Here is a 15,782-nt window from a genome sequence, read left to right on the forward strand (position 1 = left end):
GTCGGGCGCGGCTTCAAGAGAGCTATTCACCTCTTTCTTGGAGGGGGCAGCTATGACCCGCATAAACTGCTGCATCCCATTCTGCGGCCGCACTTTCGCCGACGACGGATCATCCGAGGTCATATGTGGCAAGCACTGGCGTTTGGCTCCGAAAGCATGGCGTAGGCGACATACCAGAAGCATCACGGCGATCGGGGCTACTGGAGCTACCCGTCCGGCAGTGCACCGCGCCGTGACTGTCGCCGCCTCGCCATCCTCATTGATCGACTTTGGGACCGTTGCAAAGCCGCCGTCATCGAAGCGGCAGGGGGGATTTGATGGCTCTACCTGCGAAAGTCCCCATTCGTGACGATCACGTAGCCATCGTCGAGCATGCGGGCATCGTGCTTTCGGCTGGCTATCTGCTCGATGAAAGCTCGATTGTCCACGAACCGGGCAATGCGTTCCGCCTCATTGTTCGTCAGCCCTGGCCCGATGTCGTCGAGATAGGCGCGAGAAACCAAACACGGAACCTCGCGCTCGCCATCCATCATGAAGAATTTGACGCCCTGAGGATTGAACGAGTCCAAAGGCTCTCGATCGGAGGGAGTGAGCGGCATGGTTGATCGCCCTATTCTTTTCTCTCCGGCGATGATACGCGCCCTTTTGGCCGGGACCAAGACGCAGACGCGACGCGTCGTCAAGCCACGGCACAACCCGAATAGGCCGAGCCTTTTCGACGGCACCTGGTCGGACAACTATGTTCTCGATCCCGGTAACCAAAAGTGGCGAGATGACGCTTATCCCTGGCGCGACGGTGATCGTCTGTGGGTGCGCGAGGCGTGGCGCAGCGCTGCTGCCTATGACGATTTGGCGCCGTCTGCGATGGGCGGTGAAGAGCCGATCCAATACCAAGCGGATGGCGCCCACCAAACTTGGGGGTACCCAGCCATAGCCAAGATTGGCCGTCTCCGCTCCAGCATGTTCATGCCTCGCTGGGCATCGCGCCTCACGCTGATAGTGACCGGCGTGAAGGTAGAGCGGTTGCAGGACATCAGCGAGGAGGATGCGATTGCCGAGGGGATCGTCGAAGACGACGGCGACGCGCCCGGCATCTTCTATCTGCCAGGGGCTTCGATGTTGTGCGGCGTGAATGCCCCAAAGGGCAGGCTTATGATCGGCAATCATCCGTCGCCCCGCCTGGTCTATCGCGACCTCATCAACAATCTGCAAAGTGGCGACCTATGGTTTGAGAACCCCTGGACGGTCGCGCTGACCTTCACCGTGCATCACCAGAACATCGACGCGATGAAGGAGGCGGCATGAAGCACGCCCGCGCGATCGACGCCGCAACCACCATCGTATTGCCATTGTCGCCGGCCCCGCGGCGCGGCCTCTCGTGCGAGGAAGCCGCCGCCTACATCGGGCTGAGCCAAACGAAGTTCCTCGAACTCGTTGGTAGCGGCAAAATGCCGAAGCCGATCCGAATCGACCGTCGGGTGATCTGGGATATGCGGGCGCTCGATTCGGCGTTTGATCAGCTGAGAGACGAACAGTCCCCACAATCCCCAGATGGCGACGTTGACGACGGTTGGGGCGATGAAGCACCCTGACGGGATGGAGATCGATCTTCGGTATCTCAGCGAGGAAAAGACGCGTCACGGCCGGCGCGTCGTCTATGCGCGCCTGAAGGGAAAACGGATCCGTCTCAAGCACCCGGTTTCGTCGCCCGAATTCCTCGACGAGTATCGAGCAGCAGTGAAAGCGCTCTTCGCAGGTGTTGAAGAAAATGCCGCGAAGGCAGGCAAACAAGATGTGCGAGTGCCGTTCGCCCCGAAGACGCTGGGCTGGTTGATCGAGCGATATTTCACGGAGTCGACGAAATATCTCACCATGGATCCGCTCGGCCGAAAGCGTCGCCGGAAGATCCTGGAGGACGTGAAGAAGGAACACGGCCACAAACCTATGGTGATCCCAGGCGAGAACATCGCCAAAGGCGTCGCCAAGCGGTCCGGTGTCCCCGGCAACGCCAACGAGTGGCTGAAATCCCTGAAGGCGCTCTACACGTGGGCTGTGAGCATCAAGATCATAGAGGTGAGCCCGGCGGCGGGGCTCGGAAAGATCAAGACCGAATCGGAGGGCTTCTACACCTGGACGGTCGACGACATCCGAACCTACGTGAAGAGGCATCCGATCGGCACAATGCCGTATCTGGCCTGCATGCAGCTTCTGTTCACCGGGCTCCGTCGCTCCGATGCAGTGAAGTTCGGCCGGCAACACGCTCGCTCGGGCAAGGTGAACTTCAAAACCAGCAAGACCGGTGCCGACCTGATCACTGAAATGCCTTGGCCGCTCGTCGATGCGATCGAGGCAATGCCCGACACTGATCAACTCCCGTACTTGCTCACGGCTTATGGCAAACCGTTCGCCTCGGGCGCGGCGTTTGGGAATTGGTTCAAAGACCGATGCCGTGAGGCTGGCTTGCCGGATTGCTCGCCGCACGGTCTCCGCAAGGGCGGCGCAACGATTTGCTCGGAGAACGGCGGCTCAGAGGTAGAGCTCGAGGCCATGTATGGATGGGCGAACAATCGCCAGTCCGGCGTCTACACCAAGAAGGCGAGAGCCCTGATTCTGGCGACAAAGGGTTTCGAGCGGATCGCGCAAACCCTGGTTGTTGAGAAGATTTTGACGGATCCAGGGGAACGGAGACGGCACAGCCGTGTCGCACCTTGAGAGGCGGTTACAGGAGGTGCGACAATTTCGGTCAGTAAGCCATTGATAAGTAAGTACTGACTTAGCAGTGTGGCGCGCCCTAGGGGAATCGAACCCCTCTCTCCACCGTGAAAGGGTGGCGTCCTGACCGATAGACGAAGGGCGCGGCGGGGCGGACATATAGAGGGGTGAATCGCAGGCGGCAAGAGGAATATGCCGCCTTTGTGAAATTTGTTGTGCCGGCCAGTTTTGGTGCTGGTTTTGCGGGTGAAATGCCCCGTTTCACCACACGCCGGTGTTCGCCATCGAGGCCCAGGGCTCGGCTGGCGGCAGAGAATCGCCCTTTTGCAGGATCTCGATGGAGATCAGATCCGGCGAGCGCACGAAGGCCATGTGGCCGTCGCGGGGCGGGCGGTTGATGGTGATGCCGGCCTGCTGCAGCTGGGCGCAGAAGGCATAGATGTCGTCGACCTCATAGGCGAGATGGCCAAAATTGCGGGCGCTGCCGTAATCTTCCGGATCCCAGTTGTAGGTCAGTTCGAGGGCAGGGGCCTTGCCGGCCCGGAAGGCTTCGAGATCCTCCGGGGCAACCAGGAAGACCAGGGTGAAGCGGCCCTTCTCGTTTTCATAGCGCCGCCCCTCGACCAGGCCGAAGATGTCGACATAGAATTTGAGCGAGGCATCGAGGTCGCGGACGCGGACCATGGTGTGGAGATATTTCATCGGACCCTCATTGCATGTGGAGAGGTAAGGCCTAATGCCGATTGCCGCCGCCGACAAGGATGCCGTGCTTGCCGAAAAACGCGCCCGCTTCGCCGCAATGCTGGCGCGGGCCGATCGTGTCGCCGCCTTCACCGGTGCTGGCCTGTCGACAGAGGCCGGCATTCCCGACTTTCGCTCGCCGGGCGGCCGCTGGAGCCGGATGAAACCGATTGCCTTCGAGGCGTTCCTGGCCGACGAGGAGGCCCGGCGCGAAAGTTGGCGCCGGCGCTTCGACATGGACGACGAGATCCGCTCGGCCCGGCCCACGCGCGGCCATATGGCGATCGCCTCCTGGGTGCAGGCCGGCAAATGTCCGGCGGTGATCACGCAGAACATCGATAATCTGCACCAGGATTCGGGCATTCCGGCCGATGCCGTCGTGGAAGTGCATGGCAACACGACGTATGCGACGTGCCTCGACTGCGCCAGGCGCTATGAAATCGAGGCCTTGCGCGCCCCGTTCCTGGCAAACGGACAAGCGCCGCGCTGCGACGATTGCGGCGGCTTTATCAAAACGGCGACGATATCCTTTGGGCAGCCCATGCCGGAGACGGCGATGCGGCGCGCCACCGAACTCGCCAGGACCTGCGATCTTTTCGTGGTGGTCGGCTCGTCCCTGGTCGTCTATCCGGCCGCGGACCTGCCGCGACTTGCCCATCGCCAGGGCGCGCGGGTGGTGATCGTCAATCGCGAGGAGACACCGGGCGATCGCTATGCAGATCTGTTGCTGCGGGGAGAGATCGGCGATCTGCTGGAGGAATTCGTTCTGTAAATGCAGCTGGATTTTCGAGAGTTCGTCGATTTTAGGGACGTTTTGCGATTGTACGAAGATGAGGCACAAAAATGTTAATTCGGGCTTTCCGTTGAGCCAGGGGGTGTTATCGTAGCGGCCTCAAGAATCGTGCGGCGGCCCAGTCCGTGGGCAATGTGTTGGATGGCGTAGATGGGTACGAACGATTTTGAAGCGAGGTTCGAGCCAGTTCACGACTCCGGGGGACATCCGGACGAGAGGCCGGCGGGCCTGCTGGAGGTCGCCGGCACCATCAAATGGTTCGACATTGCGAAGGGCTACGGCTTTATCGTTCCGGACAATGGCAGCCAGGATATTCTGCTTCATGTCAGCGTCCTGCGCCGGGATGGCTTCCAGGCGGCCTTCGAGGGCGCGCGCGTGGTGGTCGAGGCCACACAGCGTGCCAAGGGCCTGCAAGTTTTTCGTATCCTGTCGATGGATGAATCCACCGCCGTGCATCCCGCACAGCTGCCGCCGGCCCGCACCCATGTGCAGGTGACGCCGACGGGCGGTTTCGAGCCGACCACGGTGAAATGGTTCAATCGCCTGCGCGGGTTCGGCTTCGTCTCGCGGGGCGATGGAACACCGGATATTTTCGTCCATATGGAGACCTTGCGGCGGTTCGGCATCATGGACCTGAAGCCAGGTCAGATCCTGATGGTGCGTTTCGGCACCGGACCCAAGGGATTGATGGCCGCCGAGCTCAAGCTTGCGGATGGACCGACTGGACCGCAGTCGCATTGACGAAAATGCGCAAGAGTTTTTCGCTTTCAATAGCTTACGCTGCTATCCTCGCTTTGTTTGTGAGCATTGCTAGTCTTTCGGCTCTGCGTGCCGAGGATGGCGTGTTCGAGCCTTTGTCGATCGCCACAGCTGGCGGCGAGCGCGACTTCCAGGTCGAGGTCATGCGCACCGAGGACGAACAGAGGCGCGGCATGATGTTCCGACGCAGCCTCGATCCGGACAAGGGCATGTTGTTTCCCTTCCCGGCGGAACGTATCGCCTCGTTCTGGATGGAAAACACCTATGTGTCGCTCGACATGATCTTCATCCGTGGCGATGGCACGATCCAGCGTATCGAGAAGCGTGCCGAATCCTTGTCGACGCGCACCATCATGTCCGGGGCGCCGGTGCTCGCCGTCTTGGAGGTGGTGGCGGGGACGGCGGACAAGCTGGGCATCAAGCCCGGCGACAAGGTAAGCTACCCGATCTTCAAGCCTTGACCGCGTCACCCGGTCATACAACTTTTTGAAATCGGGCCGTTCAGGCCCTTGCGGTTCTCGGCGCGGCCCCTTAGTAAGCTCATCATTCGTCCTTAACGGGGTATGGCGCAGCCTGGTAGCGCGATAGTTTTGGGTACTATAGGTCGCAGGTTCGAATCCTGCTGCCCCGACCAAGGATGGATGAGACGAAAGGCGGACGGCGAACGATGACAGCCAGAATCTTTAAGCCGGCACGTACGGCGATGCAGTCCGGTTCCGCGAAGACGAAGGACTGGCTCCTGGAGTTCGAGCCGGAAGAGCCGCGCTCGGTCGAGCCGCTCATGGGCTGGACTTCCTCGGGTGACATGAAGCAGCAGGTCAAGCTGCGTTTCGCGACCAAGGAAGAGGCCATCGCCTACGCCACTCGCAACGGCATCGCCTATCAACTCTTCGAGCCGCAGGAAGCGACGACGAAGATCGTGTCCTATTCGGACAACTTCAAGGTTTCGCGCGTGGGTCAGTGGACCCATTGAGTTTGAGAGCAAAGCGCGTTCCTCACGGAACGCTTGTTTGCTCTTGCTCCTTGTTTCCAGCCGATCCAATGGATTGGCTAAAGCGTCTTTGCGCTTCTTGGTGATTGCGTCAAATCGCAAAACGCTTTAGCGCTCGGCGTCGGGATTGGCCCCATAGCTCAGCTGGATAGAGCGAGCGCCTTCTAAGCGCTAGGTCGCAGGTTCGAGCCCTGCTGGGGTCGCCATCCCAGGCCGGTCTTCTCCATCGGCTCGAGCCGGACTTCGGTTTTCCGACATAACCCGCACATCGGCGGAGGTTTGCATGGCAGCTCTATCCGAATCACCGGCAGCTGCCAGCACCCCTGGACGATTGCTCGACCGCATAGCGGGCTCGAATCTGCTGGCGATCTCTGCTTTGCTGGTGGCTGCGCTGCTCGCATTCGCGCCCGGCTTCACCGGTCTGCCGCCGATGGATCGTGACGAGCCGCGCTTTGCCCAGGCGTCCAAGCAGATGCTGGAGAGCGGCGATTTCGTCTCCATCCGCTTCCAGGACGAGGCAAGGCTGAAGAAGCCGGTCGGTATCTACTGGCTGCAGACGGCAGCGGTCAGACTCGGCGCCAGCCTCGGGGTTCCCGAGGCACGCACCACGATCTGGCTCTATCGCATTCCCTCGCTGATCGCTGCAATTGGGGCTGTGCTCCTGACCTGGTGGACGGCGATCCCGCTGGCGGGTCGACGCTCGGCTTTGCTTGCGGGTCTGATCATGGCCGGCTGCCTGCTGCTCGGCGTCGAGGCACGTCTGGCGAAGACGGATGCGACGCAACTGCTGACGGTCATGGCGATGGTGGGCGTGCTCGCCCGGTTCTTCATGGCTTCGCGCCGGGGAGAACCGGCGCCGGCAGGCTTGGCGCTTCCAACCGTTTTCTGGCTCGGCATGGCGGTGTCGATCCTGATCAAGGGGCCCATCGGCGCCCTTCTGGTCGGCCTTACCATTGCCGGCACCGTGGCTGCCACGCGTGACTGGCGCTGGCTCGGGCAGTTGCGCTGGCTTTGGGGCATCCTGTTCACGCTCGTCCTGGTATCCCCCTGGTTCATCGCCATCATGATCGAGACCAAGGGCGCCTTCCTGCAGGAATCGGTCGGCAAGGACATGCTGAACAAGGTGGCAGGCGCCCAGGAATCGCATGGTGGCTGGCCGGGAACCTATCTTGCCGTGTTCTGGGGCACGTTCTGGCCATTCGCACCGCTGGCGGCACTCGCCGCGCCCTGGGTCTGGCATCAGCGGAGTCAGCCGGCCGTGATCTTCCTGTTCGCCTGGCTGGTGCCATTCTGGCTCGTCTTCGAATTCTTCCCGACCAAGCTGCCGCATTACGTCCTGCCGGTCTATCCGGCGATTGCGATTCTGATCGCCATGGCGGTCTTCGATGACGGGCTGTCGCGAAGCCTCTGGGCGCGCATCGTCGCCGGCCTGATCCCCTTGCTGGCCTTGGTGCTGGCGGTGGTCGGGGTCGGAGCGGTGTGGTTCTATCAGAGCGAGATCGCCTGGCTGACGCTGGCTTTCGCCATCGGGGCCGTAGCGGCGGCATGGCTGGCCTGGCGACGGCTGGGTGAGGGAAGGGGCGTGGAGGCCGTCCTGGCATGTCTCGCCACCGGCCTGCTGCTTTATTGGGGCATCTATGCGGGCGCCATTCCCAAATTGCAGGCGATGGCCATCAGCCCGCGCTTGGCTGCGGCGGCCCAGGCCGCGCAATGCCCGCATGTCGCAGCAGCGAGCGTTGGCTTTCGTGAGCCCAGCCTGGTCTTCCTGGCCGGTACCGATCTCGATATGCCCAGCCCCGAAGGCGCGGCGGATTTCATCGGGCAGGGGATCTGCCGGGCCGCCTTTGTCGACAAGCGCTTCGAGCCGGCCTTTCTGGCCCGTCTCACCGCGAACGGGACCAAGGTCGATCTGGTTTCCAGGGTTGCAGGAATCAACATCAACGGCGGCAAGAAGCTGGATATCGGCGTTTATCGCAGCCCGTAACGCGTCTTGCGGCCTTGGTTAGGCATTGTCCGGACATAATTGAAGCGCCACCTTTGTTATGCCCGGGCTTGACCCGGGCATCCAGGGAGCCCGTCTTTGACGTCTGGAGGGAGGAACTGGATTGCCGGGTCAAGCCCGGTAATGACAAAGGTCGAGCCAGCTCGATTCGTTTGTCGACGCATGAATCCTTAGGTCTCGCCCTTGCCGGGTTTGAAGGCGATGCCCTTTTGCATGGCGGTCTTGCCGAACTTCGCCCGGACGGCGTCGATGGCATTCTCGGCCGCGACAAGGCGTTTGGCGTTGGGGTCGGCGAGATCGCCATGATCGGCGTCGGCCATGTCGGTGAGGCCGGTGATGCCGATGCCGATCAGGCGATATTGCGTGCCATCGGTTTCCTTCGAGAGCAGTTTTTTGCCGGTCTCGAAGATGCGTGTCGCCAGGCGTGTCGGCTCGTGCAGGCTCTGGGCGCGGGTGCGAATGCGGAAATCGGCCGATTTCAACTTCAGCGTCACGGTGGAACCGGCAATGGCGGATTTTTTAAGCCGGGCCGAAACCTTTTCCGACAATTGCCAGAGGATCGGCAACAGGCTCTCGCCACTGGCAAGGTCGTGCTCGAAGGTGGTCTCGGCCGAAACCGATTTGCGATCGCCTTCTGGATCGACCTTGCGGGCGTCGCGGCCAAAGGCGAGGCGGGCGAGGCGCTGCCCCTCGACGCCGTAGCGCCGGATCAGTGGAATCTCCCCGGCACGCTGCAGGTCGGCGATGGTGCGCAATCCGTCCCGCTCGTAGCGGGCGGCTCCAGCCTTGCCAACGCCCCAGATGAAGGAGATTGGGCGCGGAGCCAGAAACTCGGGCGCTTCTTCCGGCGAAAGCACGGTAAAACCGCGGGGCTTTTCGAGATCGGAGGCGGTCTTGGCCAGGAACTTGTTGGCCGAGAGCCCGATGGACACGGTGATTTTCAGTTCCTTTTCGACCTGGTTGGCAAAACGCAGCAGTGTACGGGCCGGACTGGCGTGATGCAGGCGGTCGGTGCCAGTGAGGTCGAGAAAGGCCTCGTCAATCGAAAGCGGTTCGACCAGCGGCGTCAGTGCCAGCATCATGTCGCGGACCTGGCGGCCGACCTGGACATATTTTTCCATGTTGGGCCTGACGACCACCGCATCCGGGCACAGCTTAAGCGCCTGGAACATCGGCATGGCCGAACGCACGCCATAGGTGCGGGCGATGTAGCAGGCGGTGGAGACCACACCGCGCTTGGCGCCGCCGACGATCACTGGCTTATCGGTAAGGGAAGGATCGTCGCGCTTCTCGATGGTGGCGTAGAAGGCGTCACAGTCGACATGGGCGATGGCGAGCCGCTCGAGTTCAGCATGCCGGACAATGCGCGGCGAACGGCAGGTAGGGCAGCGATCTGCCTCGCCCGCTTCGCCAAGGCAGTCGCGGCAGAGAGCGCCCATCAGTCCCAACGAATGCCGAGCTGGAAAGCCGTTCGTTGCAGATCTTCCGGAGACAGGCCATTCTCCGCTGCAAAGCTGGCGGCACTCGCCTCATCCGAGAGGACGTGCTGCAGAACCGACGCGAGAAAGCCGGGTTTGGCGGCGGCACTGCGAATCTCGTCGGGTGACAGGCCGGTCGCCATGAAGAAACCGTTGAGTCGATCCTCGTCCGCTGCAATGAAGCCGAGAGCGGCCGTCGCGACTTCTTCGGCGCGTTGTTTTTGAGCTGCCTGCCCGGCGGTTTGCCTGAACATTCGATTTCCCGTTTGGTAAGGACTGACTGCTAACAACGTGCCAGTAAGCGGGCGTGGTTGAAAACAGATTCGCAGCCGCGATATCCGCAGCGCATTCTAGAGCAAAGCACGTTTTGCTGAAAACGCTTCCTTGCTCTAACTCTTTGTTTTTGGCGCGTCTTTGTGATTCTTGGCTATTGTGCCACATCGCAGGATGCTTTGGCGTAGACGAGGGGCTCCATGGCCAAGAAAGTCCTGATCGTGGAAGATAACGAGCTCAACATGAAGCTCTTCCATGATCTGTTGGAAGCCAACGGCTATGACATCGTGGAAACGCGTAGCGGCATCAATGTGATGAGCCTAGCCCGCGAGCATCGCCCCGATTTGATTTTGATGGATATCCAGCTGCCTGAGGTTTCCGGCCTCGAAGTGACGCGCTGGCTCAAGGACGATGACGAGCTAAAGACGATCCCGGTGGTGGCCATCACGGCCTTCGCCATGAAGGGCGACGAGGAACGCATCCGCCAGGGCGGGTGCGAAGCCTATCTATCGAAGCCGATCTCGGTGGCGAAGTTCCTGGAAACGGTGCGCGGCTTCCTGGGAGAATAGGGCCTCGAGAATCGCCAAGGCATTTCTGGGGATCGCATTCATCTCAGCGACGCCCGAGCATTTCACGACAGCCTGCTCTTCCTGCAAGCACAGTGTTTCCGAGAGCGGGCGGGGATGCCCATAGGCGCTAATTTTGCGAGTGGAGGCGCCTGAAACGAGGTGTGCCGATCTTCAGATCGGCATCTTCCCGCAGCAAGCAAGGCGCTTCCAAGATGGTCGATCTGGAGATCAACACACCAGATAAGCACCGAATTCCGCAAAGTTAGCGCCTATGGGCTGAGATCCCTGCGATCCCACAAATTCCCCTTTTTGAGGTCAATCGTGGCTGAGGAGCGGGCGCGGCAGATATTGAGACGCCTCCCTTGCGATGAAATCCAAGGCTTCCTGGGCCGGAGGCAACAACACCTTGTCGACCCGGCGTACCACGAACCACTGCCGGGTTACAGGCAGGCCCGCCACGTCCAATATCACGAGGCGGCCATCCTCCAGCTCGGTCGCCACCGTATGGGCCGAGAGGAAGGCGATGCCGAGATCGGCGATCACGCTTTGCTTGATCGTCTCGTTTGAGTCGAATTCCATGCCGATATGAGGGGCGAGTTCGGTCTGCTCGAACAGGCGCTCCATCAGCATGCGGGTGCCTGAACCCGGCTCTCGTGTGAGGAAAGTCTCATGCGACAAATCGACCGCGGCAAGGCCTCTCTCCTTCGCCAGCCAGTGATTGCGCGACGCGATGATGACATGTGGGTTCTGGCCGATCAGGTGCTTCTCGACCTCGATGTCGGGAGGAGGGCGGCCTGTGATGGCGACGTCGAGCTTGTAGTCGCGCAGGGCCTGCATGATTTCGGCACGATTGCCGATCGACAATGTCACTTCGATCCGCGGATGCACGCGTGAGAAGGCTGCGATGATGAATGGCACGAAATATTTGGCCGTGCTGACCGCCCCGATCGAGACACGCCCGGCGGTTCTTCCGGAGATGATGCTCAGCGTGGCTTCGCAATCGGCAATGGCTGCCTCGATGCGGCTATGTAATTGCAGCATCTCGATGCCGGCATCGGTGAGGATCATCCCATCGCCCGTCCGTTGCAGCAAGGGCAGGTCAGCCAGATCCTGCAGGTTGCGCAGCTGCAATGTCACCGCCGGTTGGGTTAGGTGCAGATTCTTGGCGGCCGACGTCACCGAGCCGCTCGATGCGATGGCGGCGAGGGCGCGAAGCTGCCGACGGGTGATGTCTCGTAGGCGTACGGCCATATAAGAAAAACTTTCGCAAAGGCGAAGAAAACAAAATTTCGATTATTTTCTATTTTCGGTCAAGCTCCTCGAAAGATCACGAAATGACGGTGCCCCGGACGGGGCATCATCCGGGGGAGAATGCCGATGACCGACAAACCGACTCTGGACAGCTATCTTGCTCGCCATGCCGGTGCCGACATGCTCAGGCCCGCGGTTGTCGAAGTCGTCGCCAGTCTCGCTGCGGCCGCCATCCGAGTCTCGGAAACCGTCTCGCTCGGCACGCTCGCCGAGATCGCCGAGGAGACCCGTGGCCACAATGCCGGGGGAGACGAACAGAAGGACATGGATGTCTGGGCCAACCGCCAGTTCCGGGAGGCCCTGCGAACTTGCCCGATCGCCGCCTTCGCGTCGGAGGAAGCCGACGAGTTGGAAATCTGGGATGCGAGCCAGCCTCTATGCGTCGCCATCGACCCGGTCGACGGATCCGGCAATCTCGACCTCAACATGCCGGCCGGCACGATCTTTTCCATCGTGCCGACGCCAGACGAATTCGTGCTGGCCTCGGCGGTCGATCGTACCCTGGTATGGCCGGCCGGCACCAGCCAGCTTGCCGCGGGCTTCGTCATCTATGGTCCGCAGACGACCTTGGTGCTGTCGCTCGGGGAGGGAGTCGATATTTTCACCCTCGACCGCCGCAACCGCCAGTTCCTGTTGACCCAGGCCAATGTCCGTCTGCCGGAACGGGACCAGCCGGAATATTCGATCAACGCCTCCAATTACCGGCATTGGGAAGAGCCGGTGCGGGCCTTCATCGACGAGTGCCAGGCGGGCGCCGACGGTCCGTCAGGGCGGGATCACAACATGCGCTGGCACGGAGCGTTGGTGGCCGACACGTTCCGGGCTCTTACCCGTGGCGGCATCTATCTCTATCCGGCAGACGCCAGGGCCGGCTACGGGCAGGGCCGGCTGCGGCTGATCTATGAAGCCTATCCCATGGCCTTCCTGATGGAGAGGGCAGGCGGGGCGGCCTCCAATGGCCGGATCCGCATTCTCGATATCCGCGCAACCTCGCTGCATCAGCGCGTACCGTTGATCCTTGGGGCTAGGACCAAGGTCGCCCATTTGGAAACGCTGCATAACCGACCGGGCTTGTGGCCGCCGACCTCGGCGCCTTTGTTCGCCAATCGCGGCCTGTTCCGCGTCTGAGCTGGGAAATACCATGTCGATCAAGCATCCGATCATTTCCATCACGGGCTCGTCCGGCGCCGGAACGACTTCGGTCAAGCGGACCTTCGAGCAGATCTTTCGCCGCGAGAACATCGAAGCGGCCTACGTAGAGGGCGATTCCTTTCATCGCTACGACAGGACCGAGATGCGCGCCCACATGGCCGAGGAGGCGGCCAGGGGTAACAAGCATTTCAGTCATTTCAGCCCGGAAACCAATCTGTTCGCCGAGTTGGAGGCGCTGTTTCGCGACTATGGCAACCACGGAACCGGCACCACGCGGCACTATGTCCATGATGATGAGGAGGAGATCCTTTATGGGGCCCTGCCCGGCACCTTCACGCCTTGGAAGCCACTGCCATCCGGCACCGATCTGCTCTTCTACGAAGGGCTGCATGGAGCGGTGGTGACCGACGAGGTCGACGTCGCCAGATATGCCGATCTCAAGATCGGCGTGGTGCCGGTGATCAATCTCGAATGGATCCAGAAGCTGCATCGCGACCGCAGCACGCGGGGCTATTCGACCGAGGCAGTGACCGACACCATCCTGCGGCGCATGCCCGACTATGTGAACTATATCTGCCCGCAATTTACCCACACCGACATCAATTTCCAGCGCGTGCCGACCGTGGATACGTCCAATCCCTTCATCGCGCGCTGGATCCCGACGCCGGATGAATCGATGGTGGTGATCCGTTTTCAGACACCGAGAGGGATCGATTTTCCCTATCTGCTGTCGATGATCCCCAACAGCTTCATGTCGCGAGCCAACTCCATCGTCATCCATGGCTCGAAGCTGGATCTCGCCATGCAGCTCATCCTGACGCCGCTGATCCTGCAACTGGTCGAGCGCAAGAAGCGAGCCGCCTAGAGGCGCGCCCGCAGGACACAGAGCCTTTCCGTGAACCAAACCACCGTCTGCCCCGGGCAGCGGAATGGGAGGACATGCCCGTGAATATCCCGACGCCATCAGCCATTTTCGAGACCTCGGTGCCGCATCGCGACATGGCCAATGCCTTGCGCTTCCTGGCTGTCGATGCCGTGGAGAGGGCTAGGTCCGGACACCCCGGCATGCCCATGGGCATGGCCGACGTCGCCACCGTGCTGTTCTCGCGTTTCCTGAAATTCGATCCGTCTGACCCGGCCTGGCCAGATCGGGACCGCTTCGTACTCTCGGCTGGGCACGGCTCGATGCTGCTCTACGGCCTGCTGCATCTCACCGGCTATCCCGAACTTACGCTGGAGGAGGTGAAATCCTTCCGGCAATGGGGCTCCAAGACACCGGGGCATCCCGAATATGGTCACACGCCAGGCGTGGAGACGACGACGGGGCCGCTCGGGCAGGGGCTGGCGACGGCTGTCGGCATGGCCCTGGCGGAGCGCCTTGCCCATGCCCGCTTCGGGGAAGAGCTCGTCGACCACCATACCTATGTCATCGCCGGCGATGGCTGCCTGATGGAGGGTATCAGCCATGAGGCGATTTCGCTGGCCGGCCATCTCAAGCTCAGCAGGCTTATCGTGCTGTTCGATGACAACGAGATCTCGATCGATGGCTCGACTTCGCTTTCCTGCTCGGACGACCAGCTCGCCCGCTTCGCGGCGTCCGGCTGGTCGACGCGCCGGGTCGACGGGCATGACCGCGAGGCCGTGGCGACGGCGATTGCGGAGGAACTGGCAACCGACAGGCCCTCGCTCATTGCTTGCCGGACCATCATCGGCTTCGGCGCGCCAAACCGACAAGGCACCGAGAAGGTGCACGGCGCTCCGCTCGGTGCCGAAGAGAGCCTGGCTGCGCGAGAGGCCCTGGCCTGGCCGCACGAGCCCTTCGAGATTCCACCCGAAATCCGCGAGGCATGGTTGGCTGTCGGAGCCCGTGGAAAGGCCGAGCACAAGGCCTGGCAGAAGAGGCTGCGTCAGGTCGGCGAGGCGGAGAGGCGGCAGTTCGAGGATGCGGTAGGGGGAAGATTGAGCGACGGGCTCAAGCGTGCGCTTGCCGATATTCGCCAGCGTTTTGCCAGCGATTGTCCGCAAATCGCCACGCGTCAGGCGTCCCAGCAGGTCATCAACGCGATCGTTTCTGCCCAGCCCAATCTTCTGGGCGGTTCGGCCGATCTCACCCATTCCAATCTCACGCAGGCGAAGGGCTTGCAGCCGGTCCAAGCCGAGGATTTTTCCGGTGGGTATATCCATTACGGCGTGCGCGAGCATGGCATGGCTGCGGCGATGAACGGCATCGCCTTGCATGGCGGCTACATTCCCTTCGGGGGCACCTTTTTGGCCTTTGCCGATTATTCGCGGCCGGCGATCCGGCTGGCGGCGCTAATGGGACTGCGCGTGATCCATGTGATGACGCATGATTCCATCGGTCTGGGTGAGGATGGCCCGACCCATCAGCCGGTGGAGCATCTGGCCGCGCTCCGGGCCATTCCCAATCTCCTGGTGTTTCGGCCGGCGGATGCCGTCGAGACCGCGGAGGCGTGGGAATGCGCTCTCGCGGCCGAAAAGCAGCCTTCCATTATCTGCCTGTCGCGCCAGGCGCTGCCGACGCTGCGTTCCGACTGTGGCGTGAATGGGGTCGCGCTCGGTGCCTATGTGCTGTTCGAGCCGCCGGCGGAGCGAGACGTCACGCTAATTGCCACAGGTTCGGAGGTTTCGATCGCCGTCGAGGCGGCTGAACTCTTGGCGAAGGAAGGCATTCGAGCCGCGGTGGTGTCGGCGCCCTGCTTCGAACTCTTTCGGAGGCAGGGACCGGTCTATCGCCGCGCCGTGCTGGGGACGGCGCCACGCATCGGCATCGAGGCGGCCATCGAAGCCGACTGGTCCCGCCTGCTCGGCGAAGACGGCGTCTTCATCGGCATGGGCGGCTTCGGCGCCTCGGCACCGGCGGGCGATCTCTACCGGGAGTTCGGCATCACGGCCGCCACCATCGCTGAGGCTGCCCGCCAGCTCGCGTCGGAGAAGCGGGGACAAGGCCTGTAAGTCTGTAAATTTCAAAAGGCGCAACGGA

Annotated in this window: 17 protein-coding genes and 3 tRNA genes; 14 read left to right on the forward strand and 6 right to left on the reverse strand. The window is 61.7% G+C overall.

Annotated features, from left to right (window positions below; all coding sequences use genetic code 11):
• Positions 1–323 precede the first annotated feature (323 nt).
• On the reverse strand, positions 324–599 hold the full coding sequence (locus ACN6KF_RS07590) for a DUF1488 family protein (protein ID WP_434956261.1): 276 nt from the start codon (positions 597–599) through the stop codon (positions 324–326).
• Between ACN6KF_RS07590 and ACN6KF_RS07595 the strand changes: the two genes are divergently transcribed.
• Genes ACN6KF_RS07595 through ACN6KF_RS07605 form a run of 3 tightly spaced genes read left to right on the forward strand, consistent with a single transcriptional unit; the run spans position 598 to position 2,712 of the window.
• Entirely contained in the window at positions 598–1,305 is a 708-nt protein-coding gene (locus ACN6KF_RS07595; RefSeq protein WP_434956262.1) for a hypothetical protein, read from the forward strand. The two genes, ACN6KF_RS07590 and ACN6KF_RS07595, sit on opposite strands and share 2 nt — an antisense overlap.
• The gene (locus tag ACN6KF_RS07600) at positions 1,302–1,592 is read left to right on the forward strand and encodes a helix-turn-helix transcriptional regulator (RefSeq protein ID WP_434956263.1); all 291 of its coding nucleotides are present in this window, start codon (positions 1,302–1,304) and stop codon (positions 1,590–1,592) included. Before ACN6KF_RS07595 ends, ACN6KF_RS07600 begins: the two co-directional genes overlap by 4 nt.
• A complete protein-coding gene (locus tag ACN6KF_RS07605) occupies positions 1,552–2,712 on the forward strand; it encodes a tyrosine-type recombinase/integrase (RefSeq protein WP_434956264.1) in 1,161 nt (386 codons plus the stop codon). Before ACN6KF_RS07600 ends, ACN6KF_RS07605 begins: the two co-directional genes overlap by 41 nt.
• A 70-nt stretch (positions 2,713–2,782) precedes the next feature.
• Here the strand turns inward: ACN6KF_RS07605 and ACN6KF_RS07610 are convergent.
• Both ACN6KF_RS07610 and ACN6KF_RS07615 read right to left on the reverse strand, forming a co-directional pair.
• Positions 2,783–2,857: transfer RNA gene (locus ACN6KF_RS07610), tRNA-Glu, on the reverse strand.
• 116 nt (positions 2,858–2,973) lie between these two features.
• Complete coding sequence (locus ACN6KF_RS07615) at positions 2,974–3,414, reverse strand: VOC family protein (RefSeq protein WP_434956265.1); 441 nt, start codon at positions 3,412–3,414, stop codon at positions 2,974–2,976.
• 34 nt (positions 3,415–3,448) lie between these two features.
• Between ACN6KF_RS07615 and ACN6KF_RS07620 the strand changes: the two genes are divergently transcribed.
• The 7 genes from ACN6KF_RS07620 to ACN6KF_RS07650 all read left to right on the forward strand — a co-directional run bounded on the left by ACN6KF_RS07620 (position 3,449) and on the right by ACN6KF_RS07650 (position 7,980).
• Positions 3,449–4,225: an SIR2 family NAD-dependent protein deacylase gene (locus ACN6KF_RS07620; RefSeq protein ID WP_434956266.1), complete on the forward strand. Its 777-nt coding sequence runs from the start codon at positions 3,449–3,451 to the stop codon at positions 4,223–4,225.
• Positions 4,226–4,396: 171 nt separating this feature from the next.
• Complete coding sequence (locus ACN6KF_RS07625; protein WP_434956267.1) at positions 4,397–4,987, forward strand: cold-shock protein; 591 nt, start codon at positions 4,397–4,399, stop codon at positions 4,985–4,987.
• A gap of 59 nt (positions 4,988–5,046) precedes the next feature.
• Positions 5,047–5,466, forward strand: coding sequence for a DUF192 domain-containing protein (locus ACN6KF_RS07630; protein ID WP_434956268.1), 420 nt, complete (start codon positions 5,047–5,049; stop codon positions 5,464–5,466).
• 96 nt (positions 5,467–5,562) lie between these two features.
• A tRNA-Pro gene (locus ACN6KF_RS07635) sits at positions 5,563–5,639 on the forward strand.
• Positions 5,640–5,672: 33 nt separating this feature from the next.
• Positions 5,673–5,978 (forward strand): ETC complex I subunit, encoded by a 306-nt coding sequence (locus ACN6KF_RS07640; protein WP_434956269.1) that lies wholly within the window; start codon positions 5,673–5,675, stop codon positions 5,976–5,978.
• A gap of 147 nt (positions 5,979–6,125) precedes the next feature.
• A tRNA-Arg gene (locus tag ACN6KF_RS07645) sits at positions 6,126–6,202 on the forward strand.
• A 77-nt stretch (positions 6,203–6,279) separates the two neighbouring features.
• The gene (locus tag ACN6KF_RS07650; protein WP_434956270.1) at positions 6,280–7,980 is read left to right on the forward strand and encodes an ArnT family glycosyltransferase; all 1,701 of its coding nucleotides are present in this window, start codon (positions 6,280–6,282) and stop codon (positions 7,978–7,980) included.
• A 188-nt stretch (positions 7,981–8,168) separates the two neighbouring features.
• Here ACN6KF_RS07650 and ACN6KF_RS07655 read toward each other — a convergent pair whose 3' ends face one another.
• Positions 8,169–9,437, reverse strand: coding sequence for a DNA polymerase IV (locus tag ACN6KF_RS07655; protein ID WP_434956271.1), 1,269 nt, complete (start codon positions 9,435–9,437; stop codon positions 8,169–8,171).
• Positions 9,437–9,730, reverse strand: coding sequence for a DUF3572 family protein (locus ACN6KF_RS07660; protein ID WP_434956272.1), 294 nt, complete (start codon positions 9,728–9,730; stop codon positions 9,437–9,439). The genes ACN6KF_RS07655 and ACN6KF_RS07660 overlap by 1 nt, the downstream gene beginning before the upstream one ends.
• Positions 9,731–9,949: 219 nt before the next feature.
• On the opposite strand from ACN6KF_RS07660, the gene ACN6KF_RS07665 reads away from it, so the two are divergent.
• Entirely contained in the window at positions 9,950–10,318 is a 369-nt protein-coding gene (locus tag ACN6KF_RS07665; protein WP_434956273.1) for a response regulator, read from the forward strand.
• A gap of 315 nt (positions 10,319–10,633) precedes the next feature.
• Here the strand turns inward: ACN6KF_RS07665 and ACN6KF_RS07670 are convergent, their stop codons facing one another.
• Positions 10,634–11,569, reverse strand: a complete 936-nt coding sequence (locus ACN6KF_RS07670; protein ID WP_434956274.1) for a LysR family transcriptional regulator — start codon at positions 11,567–11,569, stop codon at positions 10,634–10,636.
• Between the two features lie 126 nt (positions 11,570–11,695).
• Here ACN6KF_RS07670 and ACN6KF_RS07675 point away from each other — a divergent pair, with 126 nt between their 5' ends.
• The 3 genes from ACN6KF_RS07675 (at position 11,696) to tkt (ending at position 15,754) form a co-directional block, all read left to right on the forward strand.
• The gene (locus ACN6KF_RS07675) at positions 11,696–12,757 is read left to right on the forward strand and encodes a class 1 fructose-bisphosphatase (protein WP_434956275.1); all 1,062 of its coding nucleotides are present in this window, start codon (positions 11,696–11,698) and stop codon (positions 12,755–12,757) included.
• A gap of 13 nt (positions 12,758–12,770) precedes the next feature.
• On the forward strand, positions 12,771–13,646 hold the full coding sequence (locus ACN6KF_RS07680; RefSeq protein ID WP_434956276.1) for a phosphoribulokinase: 876 nt from the start codon (positions 12,771–12,773) through the stop codon (positions 13,644–13,646).
• Positions 13,647–13,720: 74 nt separating this feature from the next.
• Positions 13,721–15,754 (forward strand): transketolase, encoded by a 2,034-nt coding sequence (gene tkt / locus ACN6KF_RS07685; protein WP_434956277.1) that lies wholly within the window; start codon positions 13,721–13,723, stop codon positions 15,752–15,754.
• Positions 15,755–15,782: the final 28 nt, after the last annotated feature.

The organism is Labrys methylaminiphilus subsp. lupini, assembly GCF_051161885.1.
Classification (GTDB): Bacteria; Pseudomonadota; Alphaproteobacteria; order Rhizobiales; family Labraceae; genus Labrys.

What these genes read in the sequence shown, in the direction of transcription:
- ACN6KF_RS07615 (WP_434956265.1), bottom strand. Translation starts at nt 3,414, where the DNA reads ATGAAATATCTCCACACCATGGTCCGCGTCCGCGACCTCGATGCCTCG.
- ACN6KF_RS07590 (WP_434956261.1), bottom strand. Translation starts at nt 599, where the DNA reads ATGCCGCTCACTCCCTCCGATCGAGAGCCTTTGGACTCGTTCAATCCT.
- ACN6KF_RS07675 (WP_434956275.1), top strand. Translation starts at nt 11,696, where the DNA reads ATGACCGACAAACCGACTCTGGACAGCTATCTTGCTCGCCATGCCGGT.
- ACN6KF_RS07670 (WP_434956274.1), bottom strand. Translation starts at nt 11,569, where the DNA reads ATGGCCGTACGCCTACGAGACATCACCCGTCGGCAGCTTCGCGCCCTC.
- ACN6KF_RS07660 (WP_434956272.1), bottom strand. Translation starts at nt 9,730, where the DNA reads ATGTTCAGGCAAACCGCCGGGCAGGCAGCTCAAAAACAACGCGCCGAA.
- ACN6KF_RS07680 (WP_434956276.1), top strand. Translation starts at nt 12,771, where the DNA reads ATGTCGATCAAGCATCCGATCATTTCCATCACGGGCTCGTCCGGCGCC.
- ACN6KF_RS07655 (WP_434956271.1), bottom strand. Translation starts at nt 9,437, where the DNA reads ATGGGCGCTCTCTGCCGCGACTGCCTTGGCGAAGCGGGCGAGGCAGAT.
- ACN6KF_RS07640 (WP_434956269.1), top strand. Translation starts at nt 5,673, where the DNA reads ATGACAGCCAGAATCTTTAAGCCGGCACGTACGGCGATGCAGTCCGGT.
- ACN6KF_RS07625 (WP_434956267.1), top strand. Translation starts at nt 4,397, where the DNA reads ATGGGTACGAACGATTTTGAAGCGAGGTTCGAGCCAGTTCACGACTCC.
- ACN6KF_RS07595 (WP_434956262.1), top strand. Translation starts at nt 598, where the DNA reads ATGGTTGATCGCCCTATTCTTTTCTCTCCGGCGATGATACGCGCCCTT.
- ACN6KF_RS07605 (WP_434956264.1), top strand. Translation starts at nt 1,552, where the DNA reads ATGGCGACGTTGACGACGGTTGGGGCGATGAAGCACCCTGACGGGATG.
- ACN6KF_RS07650 (WP_434956270.1), top strand. Translation starts at nt 6,280, where the DNA reads ATGGCAGCTCTATCCGAATCACCGGCAGCTGCCAGCACCCCTGGACGA.
- ACN6KF_RS07620 (WP_434956266.1), top strand. Translation starts at nt 3,449, where the DNA reads ATGCCGATTGCCGCCGCCGACAAGGATGCCGTGCTTGCCGAAAAACGC.
- ACN6KF_RS07665 (WP_434956273.1), top strand. Translation starts at nt 9,950, where the DNA reads ATGGCCAAGAAAGTCCTGATCGTGGAAGATAACGAGCTCAACATGAAG.
- ACN6KF_RS07600 (WP_434956263.1), top strand. Translation starts at nt 1,302, where the DNA reads ATGAAGCACGCCCGCGCGATCGACGCCGCAACCACCATCGTATTGCCA.
- tkt (WP_434956277.1), top strand. Translation starts at nt 13,721, where the DNA reads ATGCCCGTGAATATCCCGACGCCATCAGCCATTTTCGAGACCTCGGTG.